General features: G+C 57.5%; 20 protein-coding genes. 8 read left to right on the top strand and 12 right to left on the bottom strand.

All coding sequences use genetic code 11. The features are described 5' to 3' along the window. The 4 genes from APY94_RS12420 to APY94_RS12430 all read left to right on the top strand — a co-directional run. A partial coding sequence (locus APY94_RS12420; RefSeq protein WP_058939917.1) for a thiolase domain-containing protein occupies positions 1–869 on the top strand: 869 nt, incomplete at its 5' end. A gap of 1 nt (position 870) precedes the next feature. Beyond that, a complete protein-coding gene (locus APY94_RS12425; protein WP_058939918.1) occupies positions 871–1275 on the top strand; it encodes a Zn-ribbon domain-containing OB-fold protein in 405 nt (134 codons plus the stop codon). Positions 1276–1321: 46 nt separating this feature from the next. Next, positions 1322–1477 (top strand): hypothetical protein, encoded by a 156-nt coding sequence (locus APY94_RS13425; protein WP_169791822.1) that lies wholly within the window; start codon positions 1322–1324, stop codon positions 1475–1477. Continuing rightward, positions 1474–1857 (top strand): PIN domain-containing protein, encoded by a 384-nt coding sequence (locus tag APY94_RS12430; protein ID WP_058939919.1) that lies wholly within the window; start codon positions 1474–1476, stop codon positions 1855–1857. Before APY94_RS13425 ends, APY94_RS12430 begins: the two co-directional genes overlap by 4 nt. 23 nt (positions 1858–1880) lie before the next feature. On the opposite strand, the gene APY94_RS12435 is transcribed toward APY94_RS12430, so the two are convergent. Together APY94_RS12435 and APY94_RS12440 are read right to left on the bottom strand one after the other, a co-directional pair. Next, entirely contained in the window at positions 1881–2174 is a 294-nt protein-coding gene (locus APY94_RS12435) for a hypothetical protein (RefSeq protein WP_058939920.1), read from the bottom strand. Between the two features lie 12 nt (positions 2175–2186). After that, the gene (locus tag APY94_RS12440; protein ID WP_058939933.1) at positions 2187–2690 is read right to left on the bottom strand and encodes a GNAT family N-acetyltransferase; all 504 of its coding nucleotides are present in this window, start codon (positions 2688–2690) and stop codon (positions 2187–2189) included. A gap of 70 nt (positions 2691–2760) precedes the next feature. Here APY94_RS12440 and APY94_RS12445 point away from each other — a divergent pair, with 70 nt between their 5' ends. Beyond that, positions 2761–3306, top strand: coding sequence for a multiprotein bridging factor aMBF1 (locus tag APY94_RS12445; protein ID WP_058939921.1), 546 nt, complete (start codon positions 2761–2763; stop codon positions 3304–3306). Position 3307: 1 nt separating this feature from the next. On the opposite strand, the gene APY94_RS12450 is transcribed toward APY94_RS12445, so the two are convergent. Next, positions 3308–3730 (bottom strand): DUF356 domain-containing protein, encoded by a 423-nt coding sequence (locus tag APY94_RS12450; RefSeq protein WP_058939922.1) that lies wholly within the window; start codon positions 3728–3730, stop codon positions 3308–3310. Positions 3731–3932: 202 nt separating this feature from the next. Between APY94_RS12450 and APY94_RS12455 the strand changes: the two genes are divergently transcribed. Then, positions 3933–4505: a TATA-box-binding protein gene (locus APY94_RS12455; protein ID WP_048152114.1), complete on the top strand. Its 573-nt coding sequence runs from the start codon at positions 3933–3935 to the stop codon at positions 4503–4505. 235 nt (positions 4506–4740) lie between these two features. On the opposite strand, the gene APY94_RS12460 is transcribed toward APY94_RS12455, so the two are convergent. From APY94_RS12460 to APY94_RS12475, 4 genes are all read right to left on the bottom strand, one after another. Then, positions 4741–5349 (bottom strand): indolepyruvate oxidoreductase subunit beta, encoded by a 609-nt coding sequence (locus tag APY94_RS12460; protein ID WP_058939923.1) that lies wholly within the window; start codon positions 5347–5349, stop codon positions 4741–4743. Continuing rightward, entirely contained in the window at positions 5346–7292 is a 1947-nt protein-coding gene (gene iorA, locus APY94_RS12465; RefSeq protein ID WP_058939924.1) for an indolepyruvate ferredoxin oxidoreductase subunit alpha, read from the bottom strand. Before iorA ends, APY94_RS12460 begins: the two co-directional genes overlap by 4 nt. Before the next feature lie 11 nt (positions 7293–7303). Next, on the bottom strand, positions 7304–8683 hold the full coding sequence (locus tag APY94_RS12470; RefSeq protein ID WP_058939925.1) for an acetate--CoA ligase family protein: 1380 nt from the start codon (positions 8681–8683) through the stop codon (positions 7304–7306). 134 nt (positions 8684–8817) lie between these two features. Further along, a complete protein-coding gene (locus APY94_RS12475; RefSeq protein WP_245610479.1) occupies positions 8818–10302 on the bottom strand; it encodes a sodium/proline symporter in 1485 nt (494 codons plus the stop codon). A gap of 237 nt (positions 10303–10539) precedes the next feature. Between APY94_RS12475 and APY94_RS12480 the strand changes: the two genes are divergently transcribed. Then, the gene (locus APY94_RS12480; protein WP_058939927.1) at positions 10540–11214 is read left to right on the top strand and encodes a metal-dependent hydrolase; all 675 of its coding nucleotides are present in this window, start codon (positions 10540–10542) and stop codon (positions 11212–11214) included. Positions 11215–11259: 45 nt separating this feature from the next. Further along, entirely contained in the window at positions 11260–12264 is a 1005-nt protein-coding gene (locus APY94_RS12485) for a cell wall-binding repeat-containing protein (protein WP_058939928.1), read from the top strand. A 108-nt stretch (positions 12265–12372) separates the two neighbouring features. On the opposite strand, the gene APY94_RS12490 is transcribed toward APY94_RS12485, so the two are convergent. The 5 genes from APY94_RS12490 to APY94_RS12510 all read right to left on the bottom strand — a co-directional run bounded on the left by APY94_RS12490 (position 12373) and on the right by APY94_RS12510 (position 15961). Further along, entirely contained in the window at positions 12373–12525 is a 153-nt protein-coding gene (locus tag APY94_RS12490; RefSeq protein WP_240703224.1) for a DUF7128 family protein, read from the bottom strand. Between the two features lie 64 nt (positions 12526–12589). Continuing rightward, positions 12590–13402: a hypothetical protein gene (locus tag APY94_RS12495; RefSeq protein ID WP_058939930.1), complete on the bottom strand. Its 813-nt coding sequence runs from the start codon at positions 13400–13402 to the stop codon at positions 12590–12592. Positions 13403–13442: 40 nt separating this feature from the next. Continuing rightward, positions 13443–14099, bottom strand: a complete 657-nt coding sequence (locus tag APY94_RS12500; RefSeq protein ID WP_083500665.1) for a hypothetical protein — start codon at positions 14097–14099, stop codon at positions 13443–13445. Then, entirely contained in the window at positions 14096–14809 is a 714-nt protein-coding gene (locus APY94_RS12505; protein WP_058939931.1) for a creatininase family protein, read from the bottom strand. The genes APY94_RS12500 and APY94_RS12505 overlap by 4 nt, the downstream gene beginning before the upstream one ends. A 9-nt stretch (positions 14810–14818) precedes the next feature. Beyond that, entirely contained in the window at positions 14819–15961 is a 1143-nt protein-coding gene (locus tag APY94_RS12510; RefSeq protein WP_058939932.1) for a glycosyltransferase family 4 protein, read from the bottom strand. Positions 15962–16135 lie beyond the last annotated feature (174 nt).

Genomic DNA, 16135 nt, shown 5'->3' on the forward strand with positions numbered 1-16135 from the left:
TGAGCGGGCTTGAGGACGTCGTTGCCGTCGTCGGCGTCGAGAAGATGACCGACGCCTGGCCGAGCGATGCAACGAGATACCTTGCCTACGCCGCCGACGCCGACTGGGAGCTTTTCCACGGCGCGAGCTTCGTCGCTCTGAACGCGCTCATCATGAGGCTCTACATGAAGACCTACGGCTACACCGAGGAGGATCTGGCGCTGTTCGCTGTCAACGCCCATGCAAACGGTGCAAAGAACCCCTACGCAATGTTCAAGCGCCCGATTACTGTTGAAACCGTTATGAAGAGTCCCTACGTTGCCGACCCGCTCAAGCTCTTCGACGCCTCGCCGGTCTGCGACGGTTCGGCGGCGGTTATCATAACAACCCCGGAGAAGGCCAAGGAGCTGGGCGTTCCGAAGGAGAAGTGGGTCGAGGTTGCCGGAATGGGGCGCGCCATAGACACCATCAACCTCGCCAACAGGAAGGACTTCCTAACCCTGACTGCGGCCAAAGTCGCCGCAGAGAAGGCCTACAAGATGGCGGGAGTCACTCCAAAGGACATCGACTTCTTCGAGGTTCACGACGCCTTCACGGTGATGGCGGCACTCAGCCTTGAGGCCCTCGGCGTTGCCGAGAGAGGCAAGGGAGCAATGCTCGCCAAGGAAGGGCAGATAGCGATAGACGGCGACTACCCGATACAGACGATGGGCGGCCTGAAGAGCCGTGGACACCCGGTAGGAGCAACCGGCGTCTACCAGACCGTCGAGGCTGTTCTCCAGCTCCGCGGTGAGGCATCACCCCAGGTTCCAGACGCTGAGGTCGGCCTGACCCAGAACATAGGGGGAACCGGCTCGAACATAACGGTCAACGTGTTTAGGAGGGTCTGAAATGGGGAAGCCGATGCAGGTTGCAAGGCACTGGAGGCACTTCCGCGAGAAGTACGTCCTTATAGGGGGCAAGTGCGAGAACGGTCATCTGATGTTCCCGAAGAGGGATGTCTGTCCGGTCTGCGGAAGCAGGAACGTCGAGGAGTACCAGTTCAGCGGGAAGGGCAAGGTTCTCACCTGGACGATAGTGAGGAACCCACCGAGCGGCATGGAGTACTACAAGCCCTATCCGCTCGCTCTGGTGCAGCTCGAGGAGGGGCCGGTCGTCCTCGCCCAGCTGACGGACGTCGACCCCGAGGAGATCGACTTCGGAATGGAGGTCGAGATGGTCACCAGGAAGGTCAGGGAGTTCGACGAGGACGGAATAATCCTCTACGGCTATAAGTTCAGGCCCGTGCTCAGGTGAGCGCAAGCCTTATCTATCCTTTTTTCCAACTTTAGCCGGTGGGATAATGGAAGCCCTCAGTGTTAAGGTTCCCCTAAGCGAGAAGGAACTGAGGAAGATTCTTCATAGAAAGAAAAAGCGAAGGGTATGGTCTGCCCTCTTTGGAATAGCCAAGAGTTCCCCAGAATTCACAGAAAAGGACAGGGTGGATGCTAGGGTATGATCCTGATCCCCGATACTTCGGCCCTTGTGGAGCTTATCAGAGGTAGTGAGACGGGTAGGGCGGTTGAAGAGATTCTGGAAGATGCAGATATTGTACTAATCCCTACCCTCGTTCTAGCCGAGCTGAGAAGCTTTCTTGAACGCAATAACATAGACCCCACTATTGCTGCCAAGGTGGCTGAGAGCGGGCTTGTGGTTTCACTCGAAGCCGATATCGCCATAAACGCGGGGGCACTCCATGCAAAGATCAAAAGAGAGAACAAAAATGTTTCCTTAGCTGACTGCATAATAGCAGAAACTGCAAGAAAGTACGACGCTGTCGTTCTAACAACGGACCATCACTTCAAGCTCCTGGGAAACGCAATAATACTTGAGAAGTAAAGGAAGATGTTCTGCAGAGACCATCAGGCCTTCTCGATCCTCATCCTGTCCCCGTTCCCGAACTCCATCTCGAGCTTTCCGCGCTGCATTCTGACCTTCACTCCGTCAACGGTGGCCTCTATTTTTCCGTCCGCTGGCTCGACGCCGAGCATCTCGGCTATCTCTTCCACGCTCTTCAGCGAGCCGTTCATCGTAGTTTCGAGAGTCTCCCCCTCGCTCTCTATGACGACGCGAACCCTTCCCTTTCCTTCCCGTATGAAGCTCTCCTCCTTCATCCCACTCACCTTCTCCGGCTGGGGCGGTTTTATGCACGGCATTTTCCCACCCATTCAATTTTTTCCTGAACTGTTATCACCCTTTCGCACGTCCTTCACCATGCGCACCCATATGCCACTCTGACCGACGCGCCTGAAGCCGTAGCCCTCGTAGAACTTGATGGCCTTCTCGTTTCTCTCGCCCACCCAGAGCTCTATTCTGTCGTTGTGCTTCCCCAGGTACTCCAGGCACTTCTCCATGAGCACGTGGCCTATGCCGTGTCCCTGAAACTTCTTGTCGAGCACGAACTCGTGGACTGCCCCGACGGTTCTCCCCTCGTACTTGCTGTACCAGTCCGCGTCGCAGACTATGAAGCCCGCTATCTCGTCGCCGATCTTCGCGATGAAAAAGCCGTCCTTCGCCTTGTTCCAGCACCATCGAAGGTAGCGCTTCGCGTAGCTCTCCCCTTCACCGCCGTACTCCCGCATGCCCTCGTAGCCCCTCATGTATATCTCGATGAGCCTTTCCAGCGTTTCCTGGTCAAGCTTGGGGAGCCGCTCTATCTTCACTTCCGCCATCGATATAAGCTCATCGTGGGGTTTAAAAAGCATGACTCCCAGCCTTAAGTGGAGTAAGAAGGTGATTGAGATGGGGAAGGCCAAACCGAGGTACTGTGAGGTATGTGGGGCGCCGATAAGAGGTCCCGGTCACAGGATAAGGATCGAGGGGGCGGAAGTTCTCGTCTGCGACCGCTGTTATGAGAAATACGGCGGAAAGAAGCCCGGAACCTTCAGCATAATGCCCACCGGAAGGCGGCCGGTGAGAAGGACGTACTCGAGGCCGGCCTCCCGGCCCAGGCCCGCTCCGAAGCCGAGGACGGAGAGGCCGCTGTACACGGAGGAGATAGTTGAGGATTACGCCGAGAGGGTTTACAAGGCGATACAGCGCTCGGGGAAGAGCTACGAGGAGCTCTCCCATGAGATCGGGCTCTCCATGAACGACCTCCGCGCCATCGCCCACGGCCACCGCGAGCCGACGATAAAGGAAGCGAAAAAGCTGGAGAAGTACTTCAAAATAAAACTCATCGAGACCTCCGGGGAGGAGGTTCTGGAGAAGAAGAGCATTCCGAGGGACTACGAGCCGACGCTCGGCGACATAGCCAACATCAAGATCAAGAAGCGGAAGAAGAAGTGAGTCAGAGTTCCTCCAATCCTTCGTTCTCCCTCTCTTTCTCGCGCTTCTTCCTTAGCTCCTCCGCCCGGGTCCTCTTTGGAGGGTGGAAGCCTTTGAGCTTCTCAAAAGTCCCCCAGAGGCGCATTAGCTCTTCCCAGACTTCGGTATCGGGGGGAATCACGAGAACGTGCGCAGGTGGATGTATGTCCATAAGCCTCCCGATTGCCCTCGCCGGCGGGAGGTCTATCTGGGCGATCACGTGGGCCCTGAAGCGCCTCCTCGGCTTCTCGCCGCTTATCTTCTCAAAGGCCCAGTCGGAGAGGGCAGGGGGGATAATCCTCGGGTCGCCGCGTATCTGCATTCCTCCGTAGCGCACCAGGTCAGCCAGAGCGATGCTGGCCTTCTGAAAGTTGTCGGTCCTTACTAAAACCATCGTGTTTCTCATGGTCTCACCACCCCCGCTCTGTTGAACCCCTTTTTAAGCCTTCTTGCTTTTTAGTTACCGACACTTAAGAAAGTTCTAACTCCTGCCTGAACACTTGTGTGCATTTTCTCCGCTCCCCTGGCCATCGTGACCTAAACCTTTAAAAACTCAACCCGCCTCATTTATAAAGGGTTTTTAAACCCACCATCTGGAGGTGTAAGCCTTGGTCGACATGAGCAATGTAAAGCTCAGGATTGAGAATATTGTCGCTTCTGTGGACTTATTCACCCAGCTCAACCTTGAGAAGGTCATTGAAATCTGCCCCAACTCCAAGTACAACCCCGAGGAGTTCCCGGGCATCATCTGCCGCTTCGAGGAGCCCAAGGTGGCGCTCCTTATATTCAGCTCCGGCAAGCTCGTCGTCACCGGCGCCAAGAGCGTTGAGGACATAGAGCGCGCCGTCAACAAGCTCATCCAGATGCTCAAGAAGATAGGCGCCAAGTTCGGCCGCGCCCCGCAGATAGACATCCAGAACATGGTTTTCAGCGGCGACATCGGTATGGAGTTCAACCTCGATGCCGTTGCCCTCAGTCTGCCAAACTGTGAGTACGAACCCGAGCAGTTCCCCGGCGTTATCTACCGCGTTAAGGAGCCGAGGGCCGTGATACTGCTCTTCTCATCCGGAAAGATAGTCTGCTCCGGAGCGAAGAGTGAGCACGACGCCTGGGAAGCCGTTAGAAAGCTCCTCCGCGAGCTGGAGAAGTACGGCCTCATCGAGGAAGAGGAAGAGTGGTGAAACCCTCTTGTCCCTTGGAATCTTTTACTCCCCCTCATTTCGGGTCCATTTTGGAAACACTTTGGTTGATCGCCTGGTTTCTGGGTCTTCTGCATTTCTGGAACACTGTGAATCTGAGGGATGTTGGCTTACCCGGGGGTAAGGAGCTTACCCCGGGGTAAGTTATAAGGGTTTTGGCGGATGTTCGAAAAGGGTTGTCAAGAAAGTGCACTCAGAATAGTTAAAAATAGGGGCATCAGAGCCCCAGCATCTCTTTTGCGGCCTGGACACCGAGGTCGAAGGCCTTCATGTTGACGTCAACGGCCTTCGGCGGGACGCTGACGCGGATGACCTCTTTGACGTGCTCCGCCGAGAGCGGGAAGCCGGGCGTCTGGGTCAGCGCGCCTATGAGGACGACGTTGGTCGTTATCACGTGACCGGCCTTGACCGCGAGATCCTCGGCGTCGAAGGCCATGAACTTGGCCTGGAAGTCCTCCTCGACGACCTTCTTTATTTCATCGAGGCTCGGATAGCTGGCCAGGCCCATCGAAACCTGAACCGGCGGTATCGGCTTGGCGTTCGTGAAGACCAGCCCGCCCTTCTTGAGGTAGTTGATGTAGCGGAGCGCCTCGACCGGCTCGAAGGAGAGGATGACGTCTGCCTTCCCCTCGGGAACCATCGCGCCGTAAACCTCCTCCCCAAAGCGGACGTAGGCGATGACCGAACCAAAGCGCTGGCTCATTCCGTGGACCTCTCCCATCCTGACCTTGTGGCCGGCGCGGAGGGCGGCCCAGCCGAGAAGGTTGGCGGCGGTGAGGATTCCCTGGCCGCCAACTCCGGTGATAACGATGTTGTACTCCTTCATATCTCTCCCTCCCGGACCTTCTCAAAGGCGTCGAACGGACAGATCTGCGCACATCCACCGCAGCCCCAGCACATGAGCTCGTCTATCTTGGCCTTTCCGGTCTCGGCGTCCCAGTAGATTGCCGGACAGCCATAGGCGTTGATACATATCTTACAGCCGGTACACTTCTCCTCGTTGACCTGGTAGAGCGGCCACTGTATCCTGGCCCTCCTGAGCTCTCCTATCCTGTGGAGGGCACAGACGCGCCTGGTGACGACGACGCTCACTCCCTCGACTTGGAGGGCCCTCTTCATGGTCTCGACGGTCGCCTTGATGTCGTACGGGTCGACGACCTCGACGAAGTCAGCGCCGAGCGCCTTGGCGACCTCCTCGATCTTTATCTGCTTGCCGGGTCCGTGCGGGGTGTCGCCGGTTCCCGGGTTCGGCTGGTCACCGGTCATTGCCGTGACGAGGTTGTCAACGACGACTATGAGGACGTTGGAGCGGTTGTAGATCGCGTTGGCCAGGGCGGGAAGGCCGGTGTGGAAGAACGTCGAGTCACCTATGGTGGCGACGATGACCTTCTTCTCCTTACCTGTCTTGTGCTCGTCCTCCGCGACGCTTCCGTTGAGGGCTATGCTGAGGCCGTGGGCAACTCCGATTGAACCGCCCATCGCGACTGTCGTGTCAACGGCCTTGAGCGGCGGGAGGACACCGAGGGTGTAACAGCCTATGTCGCTCGGGAATATGGCGCGCGGCGTGGCGGCCTTCTTTATGGCGTAGAAGGTGTTCCTGTGCGGGCACGCCGGACAGAGGCTCGGCGGCCTCGGCGGAACCATTCCTTTAACCTTCTCGTACTTCTCATCGAGCTCCTTGAAGTTCAGGGGGGTCTCAAGGCCGAGGAACTTTGCTATTGCCTCAACGGCCCTCCTGGTGGTCATCTCGTAAACTCTCGGCACGAGGTCCTTTCCGTGGATCGGGATTTTCAGGCCCTTGTCGTAGGCCCAGGTCTTGACCTGCTCCTCGACGACCGGCTCGAGCTCCTCAACGATGAGAACCTTCTCAAGACCGTCGAGGAACTTCTCAAGCAGGCCGTACGGGAGGGGGAACGGAGTTCCGAGCTTGAGGACCTTTACGTTCTCGACGCCGAGCCAGTGAAGGGCCTCCTTCACGTAGGAGTAGGCAAGTCCCGGGGCGATGATACCGACCTTGGCGCTCTCGTCACCCTCTATCCAGTTGAACGGGCACTCGTTGAGCTCCTCGCGGATCTTCTCTATCTTCTCGAGTATCTGCGGGTGGAAGCGCCTCGAGTTGGCGGGTATGTCGACGAACCTGTTCGGGTCCTTCTTGAAGTTTCCAAACTTCCTCTTGCCCTGCTTTATCTCCTCGGGCAGCTCCCCAAGGACGATGTCTCCCCTGGCGTGCGACGTTCTGGTGGTCGTCCTCAGGATGACGAAGTGCTTGAACTTCTCGCTCAGCTCGAAGGCGTACTTCGTCATTTCCTTGGCTTCCATCGGGTCGCTGGGTTCGAGAACGGGAACGTTGGCAAACTTCGCGTAAACCCTGGTGTCCTGCTCGTTCTGGCTGCTCCACATGCTCGGGTCGTCGGCGACCATTATGACGAATCCGCCCTCAACGCCCATTCCAACGGCGCTCATGAATGTGTCTGCCGCGACGTTCAGTCCAACGTGTTTCATGGCCGTCATGGCCCTGAGGCCGCTCCATGCCGCTGAAAGGGCAGTTTCAAAGGCGACCTTCTCGTTGGTGGAGTACTCCATATAGACGCCGGCCTTCTTGGCGACCATGGCCATTGTGTCGGTAAGCTCTGAACTCGGGGTTCCGGGATAGGCCGCAAAAACGGCTATGTTGGCCTCGAGGGCACCCCTGGCTATGGCCTGGTTGCCGAGGAGTATAACCTTCTCCCCGGGCTTGTCCCACAAAACCATGTCGGTAACCTTCGCCATCCAAAATCACCTCATTCCTCTTCCTTCAAAACTCCCTTAGCCTTTGCAAACTCCACGAGGGCATAAGCCGCGGCGGCGACATCCTCCGGCCTCTCGTAGCTCGGAATGCCTGCCTTCTCGAGAACCTCCTTCGCGGGCTCGCTCACGTAGCCTGCCATGAACAGACCGAGAACCGGCTTGCCGTTGTTGACCTCCTTAACCGCCCTCACGACGCCCTCCGCGTGCTCAGTCGGCGTCATGCCCGCGAAGGTCGGAACGACACAGATGCTTATCAGCATGTCAACGTTGGGGTCTTCGAGGAGAAGCTTTGCCGTTTTGTAGTAGTCCTCTCCCCTGGCGGAGGCTATCATGTCGACCGGGTTCTTGACTGCCGCCATCGGCGGAAGGAACGAGCGAAGTCCCTCGATGGTCTCCTCTTCGAGGTTGGCCAGCTTCAGCCCGCGCTTGTCTATCTCGTCCGCGGTGAGAACTCCCGGTCCGCCGGCGTTGGTCATTATGGCGACGCGGGTTCCCTTCGGCAGGGGCTGGGTGAAAGCGCGAGCCATGCTGAGCATGTCGTCTATCGTGTCCGCGACGATTATTCCGCTCTGCTTGAAGGCCGCCTCGTATATCTTGTACGAGCCGGCGAGTGAACCTGTGTGGGAAGATGCCGCTCTCGCTCCGCTCTCGCTCTTGCCAGCTTTGAGAACTATGACCGGCTTCTTCTTGGTGGCGCGCTTGGCTATCTCCATGAAAGCCCTTCCGTTCTTCAGACCCTCGATGTAAAGCGCGATTGCCTTGTCCTCCTCCGTATCGGCGAGGTACTCCATGAACTCGGCGAAGTCAACATCCGCCATGTTGCCTATGCTGACGAACTTGGAGAAGCCTATTCCTTCCTTGACGGTCTTGTAGATTATGCCCGCTCCGAGGGCACCGCTCTGGCTTATGAAGGCTATGTCTCCCTTCTTCGCGTTGGTCACGAAGGTGGCGTTCATGGCGTTGTGGGTGTTCATTATACCGACACAGTTGGGGCCGACTATGCGCATGCCGTATTTGTGGGCTATCTCAACGAGCTCGCGCTCCTCCCTCTTGCCCTCCTCGCCGACCTCACCGAAGCCCGCCGTGATGAGGATTATTCCTTTGACACCCTTCTCTCCGCAGTCCTCTATGGTACCCTTGACGAAGCGCTTCGGAACGACGACAACGGCCAGGTCAACCTCGTCCGGAATGTCCTTCACGTTCTTGTAAGCCTTGACGCCCTGAACGACCTCGTCCTTGACGTTCACAGGATAAACCTTGCCGTCTTTGTAATCCTTGAGGTTCTTGAAGACCTCATAGCCAAGCTTGAGCGGGTCGTTGGATGCTCCGATAACCGCTATAGCCTTTGGCTTGAAGAAGTAATCAAACGTCATCACATCACCGGCCTAAACTCGGCGGAATTCTATATAAGCTTTCCTAAAAAGGACAGCGAGGTAAATATGGGCATGGTAGAGGAAAAGTAAAGCCCCGATGGGCTAAAAAGGACATCAATGGATAAAAACAAAACTCAGGCGGTGGTGGCTGCCTCCTTGGGCTTCAGGGCGTAGGTCGCTATCACCGCAACCACAGCGGTCACGATGAAGGTCATGAGCCTTGCCGAGACGACCTTCTCAAGCCCCGAGCTGATCCAGAAGATGGTGAACAGCAGTCCCGTTACGATGGTCGGCGGGACGGCCCTTCCGTGGAACCTCTTCCAGAACAGCGTCATTATGACTATCACAGAGAAGGTGTCGCCTATTCCGGCCCAGGTGTAGCCGACGATGGTGTAGATGAGCTTTGACGGCACGAGGTAGGCGGTAACGAGTGCTATGACACCCAGGGCGACGGTGGTGATCCTCGAAAGCTTAAGGCTCCTCTTCGGATCGAAGTCCTCCTTGTAGACGAAGGGCTTGAGCAGGTTCTCCGAGAGCTCGGTGGCGGAGAGTATGAGCAGCGAGTCAGCCGTCGAGAGCATGGCCGCTATCGCGCCGGTTATGAATATCGCCGCGAGGAATGGCGGGAACAGCTTCAGCATGACCGAGGGCATAACGGCCTCCTGGTCCTCGAGGCCGGTCGGGCCGAAGATGGCTATTCCAATCCATCCTATGAGGAGGGCACCGATGTAGGCCAGTATGGTCCAGCTGACGCCGACGTTCCTGGCGAGTTTGGCGTTCTTCTCGTCCTTGATTGCCATGAACCTGATGCTGAGCTGGGGCATTCCACCAAGGTAGCCGAAGAACCATGAGAACTCTGCTATGACGAAGACGAACGCGGCGCCACCTACGAGTCCCCCGAGGATTGTGGAGTACTCGGGCCCGGACATCTCTAGGGCGCTGGAAACGGAGTGAGCGAAAACATCCGGGTGGTTGGCGATGTAGACGAGGCCGACTATTGGCGCTATGGTGAGGGTGAGTATCATGACTATCGCCTGGACGGTGTCCGTGTACGCGACGCTCTTGAGGCCTCCGAGGACGGTGTAGGGCAGGATTATCACCGCGGTTATCAGCATTCCGATCTTTGGATCAACGCCGAAGAGAGCGTTCAGCGTCTTTCCGCCGCCGAGGAACTGGGCACCGACGTAGAAGAAAAAGAAGAACACCACAGTAACGCTGCCGAGGATTCTTATCCACTTCTCGGCGTCGGAGTGGCGCCTGGCGATGTAGTCGATGAACGTTGTCGCGTCGTACTTCTCGGCCTCCCTCCTGAGCCTTCCAGCGAAGACGGTCCACGCCACGATGATACCGGCCACACATCCAACTGCAACCCATATCGCTGAGAGACCGGCGGCATAGGCGAAACCGGGGAGGCCCAGGAGTGCCCACGCGGATTCACCTGTGGCGCGCTCTGAGAGTGCCGCTATCCAGCCCGGAAGCTGCCTGCCTGCGATGGCGAAGTCCTTGCCGCTCTTTGCCTTCCTTCCCTGATAAACTCCGAACCCTATCAAAAACGAAAGGTACAGAACCAGAACAATCAGTATTTGGGTCTGGCCCTCCACTATTGAATCACCGCTCATATTCAACACTGTTCATGTTTATAAACCTTGCCCTTTTTTGTACAAAGATGTATTTTTATGTCCTATGAAAGCACATTCTGTTACATTGTACTTCAGTTACTACCTCTGTTACCATACTCTACAGCCCTCGTAATTTGAGCTGAGGGGGAGTGGCCGTACCGTTCGGTGACGGTTGCCCCGGCCACAACCCGAAAGACTTAAGTTAGTCCAGGTTATTATATCCGCGGGGGTGGTTTCATGGTGAAGGTGAGGTTTCTGGGCCACGCTGCCTTTCTGATAGAGGGGAGCAAGAGGATTCTGATAGACCCGTTCCTGACGGCCAATCCTGCAGCTGCCGCCAAGCCTGAGGATGTTGAGGCGGACCTGATACTCGTGACCCACGCCCACGGAGATCACATCGGCGATGCGGCGGCGATAGCCAGGAGAACCGGGGCGAAGATAGTCGCCATGTACGACATAGCCAACTACCTCGTTGAGAGCGAGAGCGGCATAACTACCATCGGCATGAACTACGGTCCGACGGAGGTTGACGGGGTCAAGATCGTCCAGGTTCCGGCCTGGCACTCCAGCAGCGACGGCAAGTACAGCATAGGAAGCGCCTGCGGCTACATAATCGAGCTCGACGGCGTCAGGATTTACCACGCCGGCGACACCTTCGTCTTCAGGGACATGGAGCTCTTCGCCGAGCTCTACGGGCCGATAGACGTTGCCCTGCTTCCCATAGGCGGCCACTTCACGATGGGACCGCGCGAGGCCGCCAAGGCTGTGGAGTTCCTGAAGCCGAGGAAGGTCGTGCCGATGCACTACAACACCTGGCCCCCGATAGCGGCGGACCCCGGGGAGTTCAGGAGGCTGGTTGGGGACAAAGCGGAGGTCGTAATTCTCGAACCCGGCGAAACCCTGGAGCTTTGAAAAACCTTTTAAGGGCCTTTTCCTACCCTTTTTTCAGGTGATGGAATGGTTAAACGGGCCGTTGCTCTGACGCTCATCCTGCTGGTGTTCTCATCCTTCATGCTTCCTCTCTCCTCCGCACAGGATACGAAGGAGGGGCCAAAGTACGACCTTATAATCGTGAGAAACGATGATTTAATCGATTATATCATTGCTCTCCCCTACGCCAAGATGCTGGATGTCCCGATACTGCCCGTGAACCGTGAGGAACTCGATCCCGGAACAATCGCCCAGCTCCAGAGCTACGCCCAGTTCGGCTGGAACCACGTCCTTATAATCGGTGACTCACAGGCCATCAGCGACAAGGTTCAGGATGAGCTCCTTAAGATGGGCTTCATAGTCGAGAGGATAGGCGGCGCGGTTAGGACGGAAACGGCGGCAAAGCTGGCGCTGCACTTCTATCCTAACGGACACGATACGGTCGTTGTCGCCAGCTCCAGCGACTACGGCTCGGCCCTCGCTGCCGCCAGGTGGGCCATGATATACGGATACCCCTTCCTCCTGACCCAGGAGGATGCCCTCTCCGACTCAACCGCCGACGCCATACAGAAGCTCCATCCGGACCTCGTCGAGCTCATGGGCGCTGGCATGTCCAAGGACGTCCAGAGGAAGATAGAGGCGATGGGCTACCAGACCTACTGGGTACGTGAGAACCTTGAGATAGAGATACCCGCCCAGCCCAGGGAGACCAACTGGGTGATGATAGCGGCCGCGGTGCTGCTCTCGCTGGCCGTGGCGGTTCCGGTTTCGCTCTACTACGCCAAGGAGAAGTGGTTCGCCAACAGGGTGCCCATAGAGGTGCTGACCGAGAAGGAGCGCATAGTCGTGAACGCCATACTCGAAAAGGGCGGTACGGTCAAGCAGGAGGAACTGCCGGAGCTGACGGGTTACTCGAGGCCGACGATAAGCAGGATCATCCAGGAGCTGGAGAAGAAGCAGCTGGTTGAGAGGGAGAAGGTGGGGAAGACCTTCATCGTGAAGCTCACGAAGGAGATAATAATCCGCGACTGACCGGTCGGAAAGCCCTGCCGCTCATCACTTTTTTCAGCCCTGGCTGTTCTCCTCATCCCGCGGGATGTTAAAGAACCGAAACTGAGAAAATGGCGGGAGAATAGGGGATCACTTCCGGAACAGGTGCCCGTGGGCCCTGTTCACGTGCCTGGTGTAGTCCTTGGATGTTCTGAAGAGCATTCCGCAGCGCGGGCAGCGGTAGTAGCGGGTGCCGTCGCGGTCGTGGAATATAACCGCCTTCAGCTCCGCCACTTCCACCACCTCCGGACCTAGGTGAGAAAAGTCCTTTTAAAATTTTACGGAGGGATGGGGGAGGAGAGGGGAATCAGACCCATATCCTGTTGCCCTTCACCTTCAGGTAGCCGAGGCTCTGGAGCTCCTTGAGGAAATCCTCTATGGCATCTTCGTCGAAGTATATGTTCACCCTCTCGCGCTCGCCCTCAACGACTATCGGCTCCCTCTCCATTATGGCCTCCATCAGTTCGTTCTTGCGCCTGTGCCTCTCGGCCAGCTCCAGTATGACGTCCGCCAGAACCGAGCGGGCTATGCCGTCGAACATCGCCTCGACCACGCTTTCCTCCGTGGCGTACTCCTTCGCTATCTCAAGCGCCTCTTCGATCAGCTCCCCCTCGACCTCCATAACCTCGACGAAGTACCTCTTTTCGAGGGTGTACTCCGTCACCATGCCCGTTTTGAAGCGCTCCTCGATGTCCTCCAGGTACTCCTCGATATCGTCTATGGAGAAGCGCAGCTCCGCTCTGAGGAAGTCAAGGGGGACCATTTCGTTCAGAACGAGCGTTCCGTCTTCCTCGGCAACGGCCCCGGCCTCCATAAGGGCCGTGACCACTATCAGCTTTCCGAGGTCCGACTCGCCAAAGAGCCTCTCCAGGCTCTTTTTCTCTCCTACTCTCCAGTCTCGGGTTATCTCTTCGTACGCGAATCTGAGTTCATCCAGGGCGGCCTCAACGGGCTCTATCCCCTCAGCTTTCTCAAGAAGCTCGGCGTAAGTTCCCTCTATGACGACGTAGTGTGATATCTGGGGGGAAACCTCCTCCCGGGTTCTGTTCATTATCCCAGCCCTGCTCAGCTCCCTGGAGAGGGCGTTCATATCCTCCCTGCTAAGAACTTCCAGCCTCAATCGCCTCACCGAAAAAAGAACGGCGAAATGGTTATAACCTTTAGCCCTCGCTTCCCTCCACCAGTCCGGAGAGGAGGGCTTTCAGGGGTTTGTTGCTGATCCTCCCCGCCGTCTCCCTAACCTCCTCCACCAGCTCCGGGGAGTAGTTTGAATAGAGATAGAGTGCGTAGGCCATGAGCTTCGGGTCCCCCTCGGCCATCTCCTCCACGGAGCCAGCAAGAACCGGGTTGCTCAGCAGCTCCTCGGCTATGGCCCGCATCATCTCCCGGTCATCCTTTTCGACGGCCTCCCTCAGCGGCCGGTAGAACCGCGTTAGAACGTCCCTTGCGAGCCGCTCCCTCTCCTCGAACTCCTCCATCGGGGTTTTCGGCTTCTCCCTCCCGCTCCAGAGCAGGTACACCGCGGGCGCGGCCAGGAGAATCAGGGCGATGACGATGTAAGGGAGCAGGGGGACGTTGAAGGAGTAGGGGAGGCGGTTCCTGATGAGGAGCAGGGCCAGAGTTCCGATGAGCATCCAGACCCCCATGAAGACGAGGTAGTACACCGTGTAGTCCTTCCTCTGGAGGGCGCGGTACCTCACGGGAGCGCCTATCTCCTCCAGGTATCTAATCCTGTCCTCCGCCATTTGAATTTCCGCTTCGAGGCGCTTTATGCGCCTGTCTATCTCGGCGAGGACTTCTTCCTTCCCCATTATCATTCACCCACCAGCAGGCGGGCTATCTTCTCACTCACCACGCTGAGTATGGCCTCTCCCTTCTCGGCGGTGGCGAGGGATGGGTCGTCGTTCACCCCGTCGGGGAACAGCTCCAGACCGATGTCTCTCCTTATGCGCCTTACCTTTGATTTGCTCTTCCCTCCTGTGGCCCGCTCCATCTTAACGAGCTCCGGCCTTATGGCCAGGATGACGGAGGTCTCGTCCTGGCCAGCGTGCCCCTGGCTTGAGCATATCGAAAGAACGTCCTCCCTGAAGTCTATCCACCAGTTGATGAGCCAGACCTCAACATTGGGAAACTCCTCGGCCACCTCTTCCGCGGCCAGAACCAGCGGCGAGTAGTTGCCGCCGTGCCCGTTGAGGAGGACTATCCTTCTGAACCCCTCGGCCGCAAACTCGCGCATTATTCCGTGCATGTATGCTTTGAAGGCATCGCCCCCCACGTTTATCGTTCCGGGGTAAACGTTGAGAACGAACGTGTGTCCGTACCAGACTGGAGGGGCTATCAGAACATCGCGGCCAAGCTCCCTGACCCTCTCGTCCACGCGCTTCGCTATCTCGAGCGGGGCGAAGGTGTCGGTCCCCAGCGGGAGGTGTCTCCCGTGGGCTTCAACGCTCCCAACGGGGATAACAACGGTATCAACCCGTCGTTTAACCTCATCAAAATCCGGCCAGGTGAGTTCTTCGAGCCTCATTCTCATCCCCTACAGGTTTTGCATCACGTTCTCATAAGCCTTTTCTATGCCCTCGGTGACCTTTTTCCATGAGTAGCGCTCATCGACGGCCCTCCTGCCGTTGTTTCCGAACCGTCTCCTGAGGTCTTCGTCGAGGAGGAGCTTTTGAATGGCGTTTCTCAGCTCGAGTTCGTTGCCCGGGGAAACCAGAAGCCCGCTCTCGCTGTTCCTGATTATCTCCGGGATTCCTCCAACGTCCGTGGCGACCACTGGAACCCCCGCGGCCATGGCCTCCAGGATTACTATCCCGAAGGCCTCCGCCGTGGTGGAGGGAAGGACGAAAACGTCGGCCATGCCGAAGAGCCTCGGGAGGAGGGAGCCATCGACGTATCCCAGGAAGCGAACCCGGTCTTCTATCCCGAGAAACTTCGCCTGTGCCCTCAGGAACGGGAGCATCTCTCCGGAACCCGCCATGACGAGCGTTGCGTCGGTTATTCCTGAGAAGGCGTTTAAGAGGACGTGGGGGCCCTTTCTCGGCGACATCCTGCTCACGTAGAGGACAACGTCTCCCTCGATGCCGAGCTCCTCCTTAAGGCGCTCCTTTTCCCCCTCGCTCAGGGGCCTGAAGACGTCATCGTCAACCCCGTTAGGGATGACTCTCACCGGAGCGTCAGTGAAGTGCCTTATGAACGCCTCCGCCGCCCTGCTGACGGCTATTATCTCGTGGGGATACTTCAGGTACCTGCTGAGGAGGGGGAACGTCAGGCCGAGGGCCTCCCAGAGCCTGGATTCGTGAGCGAAGGATATGCTGTGGGTTGTGAGTAAAGTCGCCTTCCCCATTCCCCTGCCGGCCTTCACGGCCTTCAGGGCCAGCGGGGTGAATGCGTGGTGCGAGTGGATAACGTCGAAATCTTCCAGGAACTCGTTGAGTTCCCCTGTGGATTTCAGGCTGTAGGAGAGGTTTACCTCAAGGACCGGGCTGATGACTCCAGGGATTTTTACGAGTTCGATTCCTTTCGCCTCCAGCTCTTCTTCCTTCCCCGTTTTCTTGTCGTTCGTGATCACAGCAACCTCGTATCCCCTCTCCCTGAGCTTTAGGGCCAGGTGATGCATGTGACTTGCAACGCCGCCTATCTTGGGGTAGTACCAGTCGCTCACCAGTGCTATCCGCAATCACACCACCCCTGATGCCCTGAGAACCAGGATCGCAACCATCGCAGCGTCTATGAGTCGGTAATTGGTGCGGAGACCGTAGACGGCGATTCCGAGGAGACCCAGGGTGGGCTGTGCTCCCGCGAGGGCCAGCCCCACTGCCCCCGCCGAAAAGATGGCAACGAGGGTCTCCGA

The organism is Thermococcus celericrescens (genome assembly GCF_001484195.1).
Classification (GTDB): Archaea; Methanobacteriota_B; Thermococci; order Thermococcales; family Thermococcaceae; genus Thermococcus; species Thermococcus celericrescens.